Consider the following 16,665-nt stretch of genomic DNA (forward strand, 5'->3'; position numbering starts at 1 on the left):
GGACCGCTCTTGCTGTCGCCAAGCCTGGCTGGCTTGCCCTCGCGAACGGAGCTGGTGCTTCGTCGTTCGTGCCAACGTGTGCTTGCGAGACAATGATATCACAGGGATAGCCTCTTATATGCGACTATCTAGGAAATTTCATAAAAATTCTTTAATGGAGTCTAGTGGGTCCCCACGACATGGAGGCAGCAGGTGACGACCGTGGCCCCGAAAACGGCCAGAAGCAGCATGTCGAACCCTTCCGCCGTCTTCGCGAACGCGTGGACCGAGCGGCACGCGTCGGAGGTCGAATCGGCCCAGATGTTGGAGAGATCGACCTGGACGAGATCAGGTAGCCGTTTCGCCAAGGAGAACTGGCCGCGGACTTCGAGCATCGGGTGGTTCTTCGTGGTCACCTCGCTCCGGGTGATGCTGAAATAGCCCATCCGCGACAGCGAGGCCAAGATTTTCCGAAGCGCGTCGCCCCGTTGCCACGAGTCGGCCAGGCTGAACGCGGCTAAATGGTGTTCGAACTGTCTTTGGAACTCGGTCGGAGTGCAACTATGACTCATCTCGGGCCTCGACGTGGGCTAAGAGCTGCCCCTCGCCGACTTGATCGCCCTTTTGGACCGGTAACGCGGCGACCGTGCCCGCGAAGGGCGCGGTGACCGCGTGCTGCATCTTCATGGCCTCGAGGATCAGCAGTTTCTCCCCAGCCTGCACCTGTTGACCTTGTTCCACAAAAACCTCGACGACCTGTCCCGGCATTGGTGCCCGACTATCGCCCGACGTCGACCCGGAGTGGGCCTTTGCCGTCGCGCTCGGCCTCTCGATCTCGTACGTCCGGCCCAGATAGGACACGAGGACCTTGTCCCCTCGCCGGACGGCCAGGGCGCTCGCTCGGCCCGAGGGGGTCGACACGACCGACCTGTCGCCGTCCTGAATGACCGTGACCGCCCCTTGAGCCTCAAGGTCGGTCTCGAGGCCGTTCACCAGGTACCGCACGACGTCTTCGACTCCTTGTACCGCCTGGCCTCGTCGACGAACCCTTGGAACAGCGAACGCGAGGCCGCGACGTCCAGGCTCCGCTCCGGGTGCCATTGGACACCGACGATCCAAGCCCCGCACCCGTCCTCCACCGCTTCGACCGTCCCGTCTTCGCCCCGCGCGACGACGTTCAATCCATCACCAGGATGGTTGACGGCCTGATGATGGTAGCTTTTGCCTTCGACCGTCGTCGAACCGACCAGCGAGGCCAGGCGGCTCCCTTCCTCGATCTTATAATTTTGGACCGTTCCTCCGGAATGGCCCCGGTGGCCCGTCACGTCGGGCAAGTGCTGGATCAGGTCGCCGCCCCGCAAAACGCTGATCAGTTGGCAGCCGTAGCAGATCCCCAGGACGGGCATGCCCACGGGCACAGACCCGTACAAGGCTTTCTCTTGAGCGAACCGGGTGTCGGGCTCCACTTTCGTCTCGGGATGCCGGACTTGACCGTAGAGGGCCGGATCCAGGTCGTTTCCGCCGATGATGAGCCAACCGTCGATCAGAGTAGCGCAGGCGGCACCGTCGATGCCGTGGGCCAAGATGACGGGCAAACCGCCGGCAGCCAGTACGGCGTCCACGTAGGGTTTCCCTACGAAGTACACCTCACGCTCGTCCGACGATGGATCAGGACCTATGGTCGCGACGATCCCGATGACCGGCGGGTTCATGGCCGGACCAAATCCCGGATGTTCTCGACGTTGGCCTTGACCGCGTTCTGGTAGTGGGCCGCACCGACGCCGTTGATCAGCCGATGGTCGAAGGTGATCCCCAAATTGGCGTATCGGGCAAGCCGGACATCGGTCGCGTGCGGGTCGAGGCCGTTGTAAGGTTCGCCAAGGAACACCGTCGCGACTCCGGGAGGTACGACGACGGCGACCGCGTCCCGGATCCCGAACGCCTGCATGTTCGTCAAGCTCAAGGTGACGCTTTCGTTGGCTTGGTCCTTCCCGCCCCGGGCCAGATCGATCTGAGCCCGGCAAGCTTCCGCGAACGTGCGCCAGTCCATGCCGTCCGCATCGTCGATCCGGGCGATGACGAGTTCGTCCCCGGGCAACGCCACCGCGATGCCCAGGTGGATGTGATCGTACGTCCGGACAGTCCCGTCCCCGACGATCGTCGAACGGAACATGGGATGGTCCTTGGTCGCAAGGGCCGCAGCATAGGCGAACATCGTGAACGCGCTCGGTTGGAAGTCGCCTCCGGCGTCTTTGAACTCGCGACGGAGTTGCTCGATCGGCCCCCAAGACACGGCGACCGTCATCGTACCGGGCACGACGAGCTGGTTCCCGCGTGTCAACCTGGACATCAGCACGCGCTGCTTTTGACCCATCGGTTGCTCGGAGTAACCCTCTTTGCGCACCGTGCCCGCAGGCCCTGCCGACGCTGCTGAAGCGCCTCCGTTGAGGTGCGCGTCGACGTCATCCGGCATCAGTTTCGATCCTGAAGCGGCGATCTGTTCGATGTCGGCGTCGGTCAGACCTTTGCTCTTCGCGTAGGCGCGCGTCCGGGGCGGGACGTCCGTCCGTCGGCCGGTCCGGGGCGCGGACGCCGTGGGAGCCGCGGTCACGGCTGCGCGTCCCTCGGTCACGGAGGTCGTCGGAGCGGACTGGGCCATGACAGGAGCGGCCGTCTCGATCAGGGCCACGTCCGCACCGATCGGCAGGACGGTGTCCGGCTCCGCCAGCCACGCCACCAGCGTCCCCGCGAACGGCGATTCGACGTCCATGACCGCCTTGTCGGTCTCCATCTGATAGATCGCTTCATCGCGGGCGATCGTCTCGCCCGGCTGCTTCAAGACGGCGACGAGCCTCGCCTCTTGGAGCCCTTCACCGATCTGGGGGATCTTCAAGGTCGTCTGGTTGGACGTCGCCGAAGCCGTGGCGGCCACAGGGGACGACGCCGGCTCCGGCGCCGGCGCAGCTTCAGAAGCCTCTGCAACGTCCATGACGAGCACTTCGGCTCCGATGGCAAGGACGGTGTCAGGGTCTGCGAGCCAGCGGACGATCCGGCCCGCGTGAGGCGATTCGACGTCCATGACCGCCTTGTCCGTCTCCATCTGATAGATCGGCTCGTCGCGTTTGACGGTGTCGCCCGGCTGCTTGAGGACGGCGACCAAACGGGCTTCCTGAAGGCCTTCTCCGATCTGGGGAATGCGCAGTGAGACTTCGGCCATGTATGGATTCAGTTTGGCACAGGGTCCGATCCGGCCTCCCGGTCACCAATGGATCTTGTCGAGCGCCACGCCGCGCCCTCGCACCCGGCCATCGGTGAGTCCGATCGTCGGACGGCCCAAGTGCCGACCGTTCGCAAGGGCTTCCTTGCCCGCGACGGCGTCGGCTCCGTCCGCATCGAAGATAAGGACCGTTTCGGCCGGGTCGTCGATTTCGCTGACAGCCCGCTCTTTCAGTCCTTCGTTGAAGGCATAGCTGAGAGCGCCCGTCGCACCGCGGCAACGCGCAGGGTACGCCCCGTTCTCCAAGCGCGTTTGCCAGTCTTGCGAAGCCGAATACCGGCCGTCATGTTCTTGAGCGTAAAGTTCCTGTGCCCTCAAAAGGTCTTCGACGCTCGACGCACAATCGAGACTGATGTTCGTGAGTCGGGCGCAGGGCCAATGGACTTGCGTCAAGAGAGAGCCGGCGACGGCCGACACCGACGCGGCCTGAACTGCCAACAAGATTCTTCGTCTCTGCCTTCCGCCGGCGACCCGAGAAGCCCTAGCGGTCAAGACGGCGGCCAAGACCAGTCCGACCGTCCCCAGTAACACCCACAAGGCCCATTCGTGGCTGAACCGTGCCCAAAACAATAACTGCTGCTCTTCCACAGGACATCACCCGCCCGCGGCCCGGTCCTTGAACCGGTCTGGCCCCCGTTTCGACGGGGACGAGTATAATCCGGACTCGGACTCCGGGTGACGCTTCCCCCTCCCCGTCAGAGGCCATCACACAGGTAGAGGACACGCCATGGCGAAGAAGATTTCCAGCGTCATCAAACTCAACATTGCCGCAGGCAAAGGCACTCCCGCGCCGCCCGTCGGGCCTGCGCTCGGCCAAGCCGGCATCAACATGATGGAGTTCCTGAAGAAGTTCAACGAGCAGACCGCTCCGCAAATGGGCTTCACCCTTCCGGTCGAGATCACGGTCTTCGAGGACCGGTCATACGCGTACAAGGTCAAGCAGCCGCTTATGACGGACCTGATCAAGCGCGCCATGGGCATTGACAAGGGATCGAGCAACCCATCGAAAGAGTCGGCGGGCAAGTTGACCCGGGAACAAGCCCTCACGGTCGTCAAAGCGAAGATCGCCGACCTGAACACGGACGACGAGGAACAGGCCCTCAAGATCGTCGCGGGCTCGGCCCGGTCGATGGGCATCGAATCCGAATTCTGATTTCGGTCCGTCAGTCAAGACGAAGCGGGCTGTGGTCGAACGACCACAGCCCGCTGTTCTTTTGCCGAAAGACCGTCAAGACACGGCTTCAGCCGGGGCGATGACGACCCGGCGGTCGGGCTCTTCGCCCTCGCTATAGGTCACCACGCCTTCGAATTCGGCCAGGGCCTGGTGGATGAGCCGGCGCTCGAAAGCGGGCAAAGCGTCGAGAACGGCTTCCTCCCCGCGCTTCTTGACCTCTTCTGCGACGCCCATCGCGAACTTTTCGAGTTCGTCGGCCCGCTTGCGGCGGTAATCGTTCCCGTCGACGGCGACGCGGACGCCGTTGTCGAGCTGTCGCGAAACGGCCACGTTCATCAGGTACTGGAGCGCGTTGAGGACCTCGCCGCGCCTCCCGACCAAGTGGCTGACGTCCTTGCCGCCGAGCTTGATGTTGACGTACTTGCCGCTGACGTCGGAAACCGTCGCGGTGACGTCGAGTCCTGAAGCGTCGAGGACGGCCTCGAACATCTCGCCGATGCGGTCGGCGTCCTTTTGGGTCGCGACGACCTCGGCACCGTCGGCGCCGTTGTTCTCGCTCCTCTTGGGCCGAACCTCGGACCGTTCTGCCTTTGTCGCGGCTTCGGGCTTTTCGGTCTTGCCGCGCTTCGGTCGAGCAGGCTTCGCCGCCGGGGCCTCTTCGACCGCCTCCTCGGCGGGCACTTCCACGACGGCCGCGGCGACGGCCTCGACCTTAGGGGCACGGGCCTTCTTTTCTTTCGGCTTCGCTGAGCCAGAGGCCTCGACGCGGACGCGGACTTGCCCTTTGCCGAAGAGTCCTTTGCTTTCGTCGACCACGGTGTACTTGAGGGACGACGTGTCGGTACCCAGTTGGGCCGCGGCTTGTGCCAAGGCTTCGTCTATCGTCGATGCCGAGATTTCGATCGGTTCCATTTCCTGCTCACTCATGCCCGTAGGCAAACTTGTCACGGCTTCTTCCTCTTCCGAGGAGACCCGGTCTTGCCGAAGTAGTTGGGATCGGCGTGGATGTCGGACTTGCCGTTGCTTTCCGGCTTGGGGCCGCCCGCTCCGCCCTTAGCGGCGGCACGGCTCTGCTCTTCCATCAGCGTCATGAACTTGTCCATGAACCCGGTCTTCGCGGGGACTCCGCCCTTGACCGTCTGCACCTTCTGCAGAGGCGGCATGGCGACGACCTTGTAGACGTAGAGCGCCTGGGCCGTGGCCAGGACGTTGGCGAAGACCCAGTAAAGGGTGAAGGCCGACGGCAGGCCGTATCCGAACATGAAGAACGTCACCATCACGGACATCACGATGCCCATGATCCTCTGCGTCCGGACCTGGGTCGGGTCACTGACGGGCGTCAAGAGTTGGCTCACGATCATCGAGATGCCGTAGACGATGATCAAGAGGTGGTCGTTCTGACCGAGGTTCGGGGCCAGTTTGAGTCCGAGCGCCTCGGTCGCGCCGGGATGGATCCACAGGAACGAGCCTTTCACGAACTCGAACTTGTAGAGCTGCATGCACTGGAAGACGGCATAGAAGAACGGGAGCTGGACAAGGGCCGAGCCGCAGCCTGCGAACGGGTTCAGGCCGTACTCCTTGTAGAGGGCCATGGTCTCGGCAGAAAGCTGAGCCTGCTTGTCCTGTGGGACGTGACCCTTCTTGTCCTTGTACTTCTCCTTCAGCTCGTTGACCATCGGCTGGATCTGCATCATCTGCTTGCCGAAGCGGAACTGCTTTCGGGTCCAAGGCAGGATCGCGATGCGGACGACGGCGGCGAGGAGGAGGGCGGCGAACCAATAGCTGAATCCGGCGTTGGCGCCCGTCAGCTTGACGAGGAAATCGATGAGATAGTAGCCGGGGAAAAGCCCCCAGACCAGTTCAGACTTGTTGCGGTGGCTCAGTTCGCTGACGAACTTGTTGTAAAGTTCGTCGGTCGTGACCTTGGTCTTGACCGGCTTGCCGTCAGCTCCATCCGTGGTGACATCGACCTGCTCCTTGTTCCAGAGGGCGGTGTCGTGGAGCCGCTCGAACCGCATGTAGAGCATCATGTGGCCGTCGTTGAGCTTCTTGTGGACGAGGGCGTTCTTTCCCGGATCCGAGGCAAAGGCCATCGCAGCCCGGAACTTCGTCTGGGCGACGAGGACGTTGGCGGCCTGTTCGAGCTTGTCGAACTCCTCTTGGCTCAACTTTTTGGAGCCGCGTTCTTCGCCCAACTTCTGCGTATAGGCCGAATAAAGCGTGGTCGCGTCGACGTCGCGCCGTTCGTCGTTGGCCGTTCTGATCTCGGCCAGAATCTGCTCGGAAGTCCGGGAATCGGTGCTCTTCTTGGGCGAGAACACCTGCCAGCCCATGTAGAGCGTGACGAAGAGCAGCAGCATCGTCATCAACTGGCTGCGCGGGTTTTGTGGCTGGCTCATGGCTAAGGGACCGGGTCGTGGCCTCCGGGGTTCCACGGGTTACAGCGGGCGATGCGCCAAGCGCCCATGAGGCAGCCTTTGACGAGCCCGTACTTCTGGATCGCTTCCAAGGTGTATTGCGAGCACGTCGGACTGAACCGGCACGTGCCCGGCATCCAGCGCGTCGAGCGCTGATAGGCCCTGATCATCATGATCCCGAATCGGCGGCCCATCGCCGTTGTGTCTCCTCGCAGAGGCGTCCCAGTTCTTCCACTAATTCGTTCCACTCGGCCTTCGCCGCTTCTTCGCGCACCAGTACCGCCATGTCGGCTCTTACGCTCAGGGGCGGCAACGCGTTGAAGGCTGCCCGAGCCCTTCGCTTGGCCCGGTTCCTCCTCGCGTGACATCCGATGGCCCGAGCCGTCGCAAAGCCGACGAGGCCCTCACCGGGGAGCGAACAGACACGGAACAGCCGTCCGACGGCCCTCTGGCCTTGGCTGAAAAGCTCGTCGAACCTCTGGCGAGAGGGGCCGTTCAGGCCGCGAGACGTTTCCGACCCCGCGACCGGCGGCGCTTCAGCACGTTTTGACCGTCGGTCGTCCGCATGCGGATACGGAAACCGTGGGTCTTGCTGCGCTTCCGGTTGTTGGGCTGAAAGGTCCGTTTCATCTGCGTTGCCCCCTGCTTAGAGGTCTGACCCGGGATGATACCATCCGGGGTGGAGGAGTCTGGGGCCAGGAACGGTCCTCGGGAAACGGAACGGCGCCCCCCGTCGAGGGGACGCCGGCTCCTGAGTCCCGTTCCAAGCCTTAGCGCTTGCGGCGCTTGGCGATCAGGGCGGCAATTCCGGCGCCCATGGCGATCATCGCACCGGGTTCCGGCGCGGCCGACGACGTGAACGACGAGGTGTAAGAGGTCTTGTCACCCTTGTCGGTCTCGTTGGTCAACGAAAAGGAAAACTGCTCGTCCGTCAGTCCGTTCGGAACGTTCTGCCCCGCGAACTTGACGTCGTTCCCGATCAGCGTGCTGCCGCCAAGGGCGCTGTGAGTCTCGAACACGCCCCCGGAATAGGTGATCGTCATGAACGGGTTGTTCAGGTCGTCGGTATAGAACCGGACCCGGCCCGCGCCCATGATGTACAGCTCGCCGGCGATGATGGGCGTCAGGTCGACGACGTCGAACTGCATCTTCGCGTTGACGACTTCGCCGCCTCCGATCAGTCCGGGCGTCTTGACGACCATTCCGTCCTTGTTCCAGGATCCCGAAAGAGTACTGGCGACTTCGTCCCAGATGAACATCTCGTCGGCGTGGTCGATCGAAGGGTCGGCATACGTCGCGACGGTAAAACTGGCGTTGGCGGACATCGCCGCGAACGCGCACACACAGAAAAGTACAACCCTCTTCATTTGGCTCCTCTCGATTTCGCCGCACCAAACCCGGTGAGGCAAGTGTCGCCTAGACGCGCGACATATCAATTCTACACCAGAATTCTAGGGCTGTATCGTCGAGAAGGCCGGTCCTAGGAAAACTCTATGGTTTCCAGGACCTTGATGTCGAAGTCCCGTTTCCGGAGTTCCCTGACGAAGGCCTTTCCGCTCATCGCGTTCTCGTACCTGACGGCGCCTTTGGGCACCCTTCCGTTGACGACCTCTTGGGCGATGATCGACATGCTGAAGCCGGTCAGGCGCTCCATCGACGTGAAGCCCGTCGTCTCGCACTGACGGTCGAAGATGTCGATCTGGATCCGCGTCGGCTTGTCGTCCCGTAGGCCCCAGCCCAGACCGCGTACGGCGCACTGGTCCAGGTCTTCGAACTTGGCCAACTCGGGCTCGAAAACGGCGTTGAACACGTCTTTCGGCACGACGGTCTTGTCCTTGACCCGGATCTCCGACTCGTTCCAGAAGCCGAAGTCCTTGAAGATCTTCATCAAGTGGGCGTGCCCCGGCCACCGGATCGTCTTGTACTCGTAGTTCGGGACCTTTCCCTGGAACGTGTACGGCGCCGTGCTCGTGCCGCCGCTCGTGACGAACGCCTCCATCTTGCCGAGCTGGTCGATCCAGATCTCCTCGACCTCGGTCAGGGTCGGGACCTTGATGATCTGACCGTTGCGGAGAGCGACGGCCTCGTAGTCGTACTCGGTGACCAGCCCTTCACAGTTGAACGTGAGTTTGTAATTGAACGGCGGCTTCGGGTTCTGAGGAAGGACGCCGCAGTACAGCTTGACGGTGTCGCAGACGTCGAGCGACTCGACGATGTAGCACCCCAGGTTGTTGACGAGACCGGGAGCCAGGCCGGTGTCCGGGATCAAGGTGATGTCTGCGGCCAAGGCCTTGTCGTTCTTGTCCAAGGTCTGCAAGGTGACGTCCGTATTGCCGCCCAGGTCGACCATGTCGGTCATCGTCTGGATCGCGACGTCGGCGATGTGAGGGTGCATCCAGTACGGGACGCAGGACAAGACCATGTCCACCCTTTCGAGGAACGCGGTCAGACTGGCCGGATCCAGGGCGTTGACCTCGACAGGCTCGCAAATGAGGTCTCCGACGAGGCTGTTGACCCTGTCGGCGCACTTGTGGGCCTGCTTGACGTCGACGTCTCCCACGAAGATGCGGGCCGGCCCCGCGAATTTTGCCAGATCGTACGCCGCGGCCGTGCCTTGCATGCCGGCCCCAAGGATCCCGAAAGAGTTCTGCATAGTGACGCCTTTGTCCCCCGTCAAAAACCCCCTCTCCCGGCTGAGAGAGGGGGCTGAAGGATCTGTAGGTTACCTATCAAGATCGGTCGATGGCCGGACCGGCTTGAGGTCGTTTAGGGGGTCAAGTGCCAGACGGTCAGGTCGTTTTCATGGCACCAGAGCAAAGTCGAGCTCGGTCCCGTCTGTTTGACCCGGTACCGGCTTCTCAGGGCGCCGTCGGATGGCCTCAGCAGTCTGGAGAGGCTGCCGGTCGCCACGAGGTCCCTCGTCGTGTAGTTGGTCGTCATGGCGTCCGTCCGGACGTCGGTCGTGTCCCAGTTCGACGTGTTCCAGTTCCACAGTTCCAGAGTCTGCGTGTAGACGCCCGAGTTCGTCATCTTCGTGCGGGCCCGGAGCTTCAAGGCCGAACAACTCGTCAACGGCGCGGTCGCGTCGAGCGTCACCGTCACCGGGGAGGCGTTCTGGTTCGGGACCACGAACTTGCATACCTTGAGCGCTTGTCCGTCCTCCACCGCAAGGTTCGCGACCGAGCCGCTGCTGACCTTGCCCAGGTTCACCGTAGCCGTCGTCGGCGCGACGATGTACAGCGAGGGCAACAGGTCCAATGGCGTCGTCACCGTTTGACCGGAGTGGACGTCCTTACCCAGGAGGGCCGACACGTCCACCGACGTCTTGTTCGAGACCGGAGTCGTCGAAGCCCCGAAGACGCCTTTGTCACCGTTGTTGTCGATCGTGACCTCAGAGGCCGACAAGGTCACAAGGGCAGGATTACCGGACGCGAGCTTGATCGTCACAGGCTCGGCGCCGACCTTGCGGTCAAGGGTGACCGTGCCCGTCGACCCGCTCCCACCGATGACAGGATTGGGATTGAACGTCAAGGAGGCGATCCCAAGATGCTTGACCTCGACCGACCGCTCGTAGTAACCCTGATACGGGTCCCAGACCCGGATCCCGACCGTCGTGTCCGTAGCCACAGGCTTGGTCTCGCCGACGACAACGGTGTAAACGTAGCCTTCCGTCACCGACGCGGTCGCAGGTAGGACGACCACGTTCGGGTTGCCGGATTCGAACGCGAGGGGGAACCCGCCGTTCGACGCCGGGCGGTTCAGAGTGACCCAGACCGCGAAGTAGTTGGTGTTCCACACGCTGCCAGGCGAAACGACCACGTCCGTCACCGTGATGCCGTAGACCGTGTAGCTCTGCTGGATGCCGTTCCCCGGCCGGGAGGCCTGGATGCTGACGGTCCTGTTCGTAGGGACGCACGTCGTCTGGACCAAGAACACCGCGGTCGTGGACCCTTCAGGCACGGTGACCTGCGGCGTGACCGTCGTCGTCGGATCGTTGTCGGCAAAGTTGACCGTCGCACCGCCTTGAGGGGCGGCTCGGTCCAGATGGACGGTTCCGAGGTAGTTGCCGCCTGCGGTGACGTTCTGAAGGTCCATGGTCGCCACCTTCACTTCGCGGACCAGGATCGTGTCCGAATCCGACGTCCCGTTGACGGTGGCGGTAACGGTCGCATTGATGTCGGCCGTCGTCTGTAACGTGTCGATCGGCAGCGATGTCGTCGTCCGGCCCGCCGCAACGGTGAAAGCCTGCGTCGGGACCGCCGACGTGTTCGACGTGACGGTGACGGACAACCCTCCCGGAGGCGCTTCACGGTCCAAGGTCAAAGTTCCGGTGAACGTGTTCCCACCCGTCACTTCCGTCGAGGCGATCGTAAAACTGGCTACGACGGGCTTGGTCGAGAACAGTTGCATCCGCCAGATCCCGCGACCCCACGTCCCGGCATAGAGGTAGCCGTCGCTCACTACGAGTTGATTGACGGCCGTGTTCGGCAGTCCGAGGCTCTCGGTCGCGTTGTACCAGTGCGCCCCACGGTCTTCCGTGTAGAACACCCCCAAATCGGTGGCGGCGTACCAGACCGAAGTCGGGCCGTACGGGTCTCGGACGATCCAGTTGACCCCGGTGTCGGGCAGCGACGCCGATCCTGTCCCCGAACGGTCGACCCAGACCGGGTTCGAAGCGAACACGTTCGTGCACTCCCAGAGACCGGACTCGGTACCGGGAACGACGCCGTTCCCGATACAGACCAATGCGTCCTCGTCCACCGTCGGGTGCGTCGAGACGCACGTGATCGGCGCGGAGAAGTCCTTGAGCACCGCCAATCCCGAATCCGGTGCCGTGCTCCCGAAGAGTCGGCCTTTGTTCGTTCCGACGTAGCAACCCATGTTCGGGGATGCGAAGGCGTCGACAGCGGTCGCGGTCTCCTTCTCCTCGACGTTGAAGAAGGTGCCTCCGACCGCTTTCCACCAGTTCGTCACGATGCCGTTGTAAAGGAGCCTGTACAGTCGTTCGCCCGCAAAATACACGGCCCCTGCGACGCCCGGCACCGAATCGATCGGCGTGATGAACGGAAGGGACTCGCCCATGGACGCCGGCGACGTCCATAGGGACGCGCTGCCCGCCCAGCCGTTGGCGGTCGCCCGGAAGCCGATGTTCGGCGGATCGCCTTCGCGAAGGTTCTGGGCCGTCGTGAACTGGATGTTCGGGTTCGACTGATCGATCGCACAGTACATGCCGTCGCGGCTGTTCACGCCGTTCCAATCGTTGACGTTGTTCGGCGAAGTGGCCGAGCCGATATGCCACATGCCTGTCAGAAGGTAGTTCGGGTAGGTCGACGCGTCGGGATGGGGAGAGACGCCGATGTGCTCCGTCAAGCGGAGGGTCGAGTTTTTGTTGTCGAAGATCCAGCCGACGCCGTTCAAATAGGCCATGAGCCAGACCCCGCCGTCACATCCGACGAGCGCATAGTTCTGCAATGCGGGGTGACGGTCGAAGCCGTGTTGGTCGGCATGGACGAGCCGGCCGCTCCCACTATCGTTGATCAAAGACCAAGTGGAACCCGAGCCCGCGTTCTGAAGCGCGAACAGGTCGACCATTCCAAGGACGAGGATGTCGTTCCCGCTCCCGTCCGGCTGAGAGTTCAAGCATCCGAGAACGGAGTTGTAATCGGTCTGGCGGAAGTCGTTGTCGGTACCGCTCAGGCTGCCCAGGTTGCCCGAGATTTCGGACCATGTGTCCCCCTTGTCGGCGCTCCGATAAATGTGTCCTGACGAAACGTAGGCGTAGACGCGGTCCCGATGCGTCGTGGAGGCGGCGACGTTGGTCAGTCCGATCGCCGGAGGGCTCGCATCCGACCAGGTCGCACCGTGATCGTTACTCCGTCGGATGACGCCGCTGCTCGCGTGAGCGGCGTAGATCCAGCGGACGCCGCTGACTTTGATCGAAGCGGCGAACCGGTGGTAGCCCTCGCCCGTCGTGGACTGGACCCGAGTCCAAGTGTTCCCGTAGTCGGTCGAGCGCCAGATCCCTAAGCCGTCGCTGTCCCCCGTCCCTCGACCTGCCGCCACGAGGACGACCGAAGGATCGTCAGGGTCGACCATGACGTCGCCGATTTCGCAGCCGGCCAATTCGGCCTCCAACTCCTGAGTCCACGACGAGCCTCCGTTCACCGAACGCATGAGGCCCATGCCATAGCCCCATTTGCCTTGAAAATCGCCCGTCGCGACATAGACGCGGCTGCTGTTCGTCGGGTCGACCTCGATGTCGCTCGTGTAAGTGAAGTCCCAACCGTCGCTCAGTCCGTTCGCGAAGTTCGCGCCGCCGTCGGTGGACTTACACAGGCCGCCGGACGCCGAGCCGACCCAGACCGTGTTGGGATTGGACGGATCCCACTCGACACCGTTGACGCGGCCGGTGACAGGCCCGCTTGCGACCGACTGGCTTCCGTCCAAGTTCCGCGGGCCGATGAAAGTCCAAGTCGTTCCGGCATAAGCCGGCCCTTCGATCTTCGGCATCAAGGCCCGGTGACGGGCCGCGGCCTTGTACCGGCGCGGATCGATCCGGCCGTCCGGCAGGGCCTTCATTTGAAGGCGGTGCGACCAGACTCCATAGAACTCGAACTGTTCCTCGATCCACTCCTCTTCTTCTTCTGAATCGAGCCCGAGCCTTTCGAGGCATTCCTCGTACTCCTTGACCTGCTCCAGGTATTCGTCGATCTGCTTCCAAGACCGCCGGTCCTCTGGCACGGCGGGTCTTCCCCTTAAACCAGAGAACGGGCCGAGCGGGAGGGCGCCGGGTGCGAAAGCGGCGGCGGCGATCAGGGTCGTGAGCATGTCGAGGTTCCTGGAACGGCAGGGACGGCCGGACGAACCTATGTTCCACCATCGGACGCAATCCCTGCGCAAAGCAGGCTCAATCTCTGTCGTCAGGGGCGGCCAGATACTCGAGCAAGTCCGCCAGCGACCACCCGCGATAGCGTTCTTTCGCTTGAGCGAACGTCTCGGCCGAGAGCGCGTCTTTCAGCTCTTGAAGCCTTTCGCGGGGCAGCGGCGACGTGTCCGCGAGCGACCTTTGTCGTTGGGCCTTGCTCCGGACGATGACCGCGAGAAGTCCCACGGCCTCTTCCCTGTCCCCGGCGGCGAGGGCGACTTCGACAGCGGCTTCGGCGCATTCCACGAGCCGACCGACTCCCGAGGAGGCTAAGACCCCCAAGGCGCTACGGCGAAGCAGGGCACGGGCCTCGTCCACCTCCCCGAGCCGCGCTGCGACCATGACCGCGTCGCTGACCCAACTTCGCGGGGCCGGGTCGAGCCCTCGGGCTTCCACGATGCGACGGGCCTCGGACAAGCGATCCTTGGCATCGTGCAGGCGGCCGTCGGCAAGGGCGACGAGGCCGAAGTTGTGCAGGTTGTTCGCGAGCCAGTCGTCGTTGTCCCCCGACCGGAGCTCGGCGATCGTCTCGCTGTACACGCGCTCGGCTTCCTGGAGGTCGCCCTCCAGGTAGTGCGCGAAACCGTCGTTAAGCCGGACGGCCAATGCGAGCTGGACGTCTTCGGCCAGCTTGCAGTATTCGAGGGCCTCTCGGAACGCCTCCTTGGCCTCGTCGAATTTCATCGCCTGCATCAAGGCGTTCCCTTTTGAGTTCAAGAAGCGGCCCCGTTCGTAGGGCACCGTGTCTTCTGGCAAGTGACGGAAACCGATGGTCAACGATTCGACCGCTTCGTCATAGCGGGTCAACCCGACATAGAGCGTCGAAAGGGCGCGGTAGGCGTTCGCTATCGGTCCGGAGGGCCCGTCCGTGTTCGCTTCCAGGGCTTTCCGGATCCAGGCCTCGCCTTCGCGGTACATGTCCCGGCTGTACCAATAGTAGGCGAACGTGGTCACGAAATCGAGCGCCCACGTCGGCTCGTGATCCAGGCACCACTCCATGGCGGTGCGGAAATTGTCGTATTCGACGGAGCGGCTCTCCAGATACTGCTGGTTGAAGTCCAAGGACTTCGCCCGAAGTTCGACGGCCCATGTGTGCATCGCCGTCGCATGCCGCCGCCGGGCGTCCTCGAGTCCCTCGGTTCCGGCCTTGGCGCGGACGAACTCGCGGATCGATTCGAGCATGTCGAACCGGACCGTCGAACCGCGGGCGACGGCCTGGACCAGCGAGGCTCGAAGCGCGGTCTGGAGGTGCGAGGCCGTCCCTGGTTCTTGCCGGGCCCGTTCGGCGTTCTCCACCGTCCATCCGTCGCGGAAGACCGAAAGGCACCGGAGCGTGTCGTGGATCTCCGGATGCATCGAGTGGCTCCAGTCGATGCAGGCCCAGAGCCGCTTGTGCCGGTCCGGCCTTTCGTCCGAGTCTTCTTGAAGGACTTCGAAGCGCCGGTCGAGACGTGCCAACGTTTCGGAAGGCGAGAACAGGTCGGCATGGGCCGCGGCCAGACAGATCGCGAGGGGCAGCCCGTCCAACCTCCGGACCAACTCGGAGAGACTTGTCGGATCGTCGATCTGGTAGTCAGGGACGAGAAGCCGGGCCCTGTCCACGTAGAGACTGACGCTCGGACTGTCCTGCCACGAGCCGTCCTCGTCCGGGACCCCTAACGTCGCCACGCCGACCGACCGCTCCTCCGGAACCGCAAGGAGCGTCCGCGATGTGGCTACGACGCTCAGGCCCGGTTCGGCCGTAACGAGAGCCTGCACGACCGGCCCTGGGTCAGGAACGACCTGCTCGAGGTTGTCGAGGACGACCAAGCCGCGCACGCCCCCGAGGAAGCCGTCGAACCCCGATTCAGGGCGGTCCGTCTCTTCGCGGCCCAAGACGTCCCAGAGCCTCGCCGCTAAGCCCTCGGGTGCCTGGACGGACGAACAGTCGACGAACCAGACATGGCCGTCGAGGCCCGAGGACGACCGTTTGGCGACCTCTAAGGCCAGCCGGGTCTTGCCGACGCCGCCCGGACCGTAAAACGTCACGATCCGGCCCGCACCTTCGGCCCTTGTGACGTAGGCGACCACCTCATCGACCAGGTCTTCCCGGCCGAAGATCGGAGGGAGGGACGTCGGGACGTTCGACGCGGACCATCGACGCCTGTGACTGGACCGGCGCCGCGCTTCCCGGGCGAGCGCCACGGTCTCGTCGGACGGCCCGATCCCCAACCGGGACCTGAGCCCCGACTCGAACGTCCGATAGCGCCGGATCGCATCGGCTCCCCTCCCTGCTTGGGTCAAGGCTCGGAGGGCCAGCCTTAGCTTGCGCTCCGACTCTGGATCGGCGTCGGACGCTTGAACGGCGAGGTCAGCGGCACGGGACGACTCTCCGGTTTCAAGCAGCGACACGACGACGGATTCCAGTCGTTCTTCGAAGAGACCGGTCAGTGCGGCCCGTTGGGCCGATACCCAAGGTTCGCCGAACCCTTCGCAAAACCGCCAGGGCTCGAACGGCCCCTTCTCCGAGCCGCTCAAGAACGCCTGGACGTCCGAGGTTCCATAACCATCGTCGAGCCAGACGTCCGTCCGGTCGGAACGTAGGGCCGCGTCGGAGTCGTGGCCCAGAGCGGCGAGGTCCTTTTTCAAGAGCGACAGGGCGTTGCGCAGGCTTGCGAGCGCCGATTCGGGAGCGACGTCGGGCCAAACGTCTTTGGCGACGACCCGTCGGTCGCACCGTTCGCCTGCCTTGGTCGCAAGGTACGCGGCCAACAAGGCGACCTTGCGGTTGGAAAACGACGAGACGAGTCCGCCGCTAGTGGTCGCTGACGGGCTTCCGAACAGCCGGAGTCTGAGCCTTCCGCCGCCGTCCACAGGGGAAGTTTAGCCCTTCGCCGGCCCGTCGGACCTTGCC

General features: G+C 63.5%; 15 protein-coding genes. 1 reads left to right on the plus strand and 14 read right to left on the minus strand.

Annotated elements, in window-relative coordinates:
• Window positions 1-161: 161 nt before the first annotated feature.
• The 5 genes from JST30_03425 to JST30_03445 are packed head-to-tail and all read right to left on the minus strand — an operon-like array spanning window position 162 to window position 3,697.
• The gene (locus tag JST30_03425) at window positions 162-551 is read right to left on the minus strand and encodes a hypothetical protein (protein MBS1713365.1); all 390 of its coding nucleotides are present in this window, start codon (window positions 549-551) and stop codon (window positions 162-164) included.
• Window positions 541-1,080 (minus strand): biotin/lipoyl-binding protein, encoded by a 540-nt coding sequence (locus JST30_03430; GenBank protein MBS1713366.1) that lies wholly within the window; start codon window positions 1,078-1,080, stop codon window positions 541-543. Before JST30_03430 ends, JST30_03425 begins: the two co-directional genes overlap by 11 nt.
• Window positions 969-1,691: a gamma-glutamyl-gamma-aminobutyrate hydrolase family protein gene (locus tag JST30_03435; protein MBS1713367.1), complete on the minus strand. Its 723-nt coding sequence runs from the start codon at window positions 1,689-1,691 to the stop codon at window positions 969-971. Before JST30_03435 ends, JST30_03430 begins: the two co-directional genes overlap by 112 nt.
• Complete coding sequence (locus tag JST30_03440) at window positions 1,688-3,196, minus strand: 2-oxo acid dehydrogenase subunit E2 (GenBank protein ID MBS1713368.1); 1,509 nt, start codon at window positions 3,194-3,196, stop codon at window positions 1,688-1,690. Before JST30_03440 ends, JST30_03435 begins: the two co-directional genes overlap by 4 nt.
• A gap of 42 nt (window positions 3,197-3,238) precedes the next feature.
• Window positions 3,239-3,697, minus strand: a complete 459-nt coding sequence (locus JST30_03445) for a hypothetical protein (GenBank protein ID MBS1713369.1) — start codon at window positions 3,695-3,697, stop codon at window positions 3,239-3,241.
• Between the two features lie 286 nt (window positions 3,698-3,983).
• Here JST30_03445 and rplK point away from each other — a divergent pair, with 286 nt between their 5' ends.
• The gene (gene rplK, locus JST30_03450) at window positions 3,984-4,409 is read left to right on the plus strand and encodes a 50S ribosomal protein L11 (protein MBS1713370.1); all 426 of its coding nucleotides are present in this window, start codon (window positions 3,984-3,986) and stop codon (window positions 4,407-4,409) included.
• A gap of 75 nt (window positions 4,410-4,484) precedes the next feature.
• Here rplK and JST30_03455 read toward each other — a convergent pair whose 3' ends face one another.
• The 9 genes from JST30_03455 to JST30_03495 all read right to left on the minus strand — a co-directional run bounded on the left by JST30_03455 (window position 4,485) and on the right by JST30_03495 (window position 16,625).
• On the minus strand, window positions 4,485-5,357 hold the full coding sequence (locus JST30_03455) for a KH domain-containing protein (protein ID MBS1713371.1): 873 nt from the start codon (window positions 5,355-5,357) through the stop codon (window positions 4,485-4,487).
• Between the two features lie 17 nt (window positions 5,358-5,374).
• Window positions 5,375-6,829, minus strand: a complete 1,455-nt coding sequence (locus JST30_03460; GenBank protein ID MBS1713372.1) for a membrane protein insertase YidC — start codon at window positions 6,827-6,829, stop codon at window positions 5,375-5,377.
• 2 nt (window positions 6,830-6,831) lie between these two features.
• On the minus strand, window positions 6,832-7,041 hold the full coding sequence (gene yidD / locus JST30_03465) for a membrane protein insertion efficiency factor YidD (GenBank protein ID MBS1713373.1): 210 nt from the start codon (window positions 7,039-7,041) through the stop codon (window positions 6,832-6,834).
• Window positions 7,017-7,346, minus strand: coding sequence for a ribonuclease P protein component (locus tag JST30_03470; protein MBS1713374.1), 330 nt, complete (start codon window positions 7,344-7,346; stop codon window positions 7,017-7,019). The genes yidD and JST30_03470 overlap by 25 nt, the downstream gene beginning before the upstream one ends.
• Window positions 7,343-7,477: a 50S ribosomal protein L34 gene (gene rpmH / locus JST30_03475; GenBank protein ID MBS1713375.1), complete on the minus strand. Its 135-nt coding sequence runs from the start codon at window positions 7,475-7,477 to the stop codon at window positions 7,343-7,345. The genes JST30_03470 and rpmH overlap by 4 nt, the downstream gene beginning before the upstream one ends.
• Window positions 7,478-7,617: 140 nt before the next feature.
• Entirely contained in the window at window positions 7,618-8,190 is a 573-nt protein-coding gene (locus JST30_03480; protein MBS1713376.1) for a PEP-CTERM sorting domain-containing protein, read from the minus strand.
• A gap of 137 nt (window positions 8,191-8,327) precedes the next feature.
• Window positions 8,328-9,500, minus strand: a complete 1,173-nt coding sequence (locus JST30_03485) for a saccharopine dehydrogenase NADP-binding domain-containing protein (GenBank protein ID MBS1713377.1) — start codon at window positions 9,498-9,500, stop codon at window positions 8,328-8,330.
• 113 nt (window positions 9,501-9,613) lie between these two features.
• Window positions 9,614-13,675 (minus strand): hypothetical protein, encoded by a 4,062-nt coding sequence (locus tag JST30_03490; protein MBS1713378.1) that lies wholly within the window; start codon window positions 13,673-13,675, stop codon window positions 9,614-9,616.
• A 79-nt stretch (window positions 13,676-13,754) separates the two neighbouring features.
• The gene (locus JST30_03495; GenBank protein MBS1713379.1) at window positions 13,755-16,625 is read right to left on the minus strand and encodes a hypothetical protein; all 2,871 of its coding nucleotides are present in this window, start codon (window positions 16,623-16,625) and stop codon (window positions 13,755-13,757) included.
• Window positions 16,626-16,665: the final 40 nt, after the last annotated feature.

This window comes from Armatimonadota bacterium, from assembly GCA_018268395.1.
Taxonomy (GTDB): Bacteria; Armatimonadota; Fimbriimonadia; order Fimbriimonadales; family Fimbriimonadaceae; genus JAEURO01.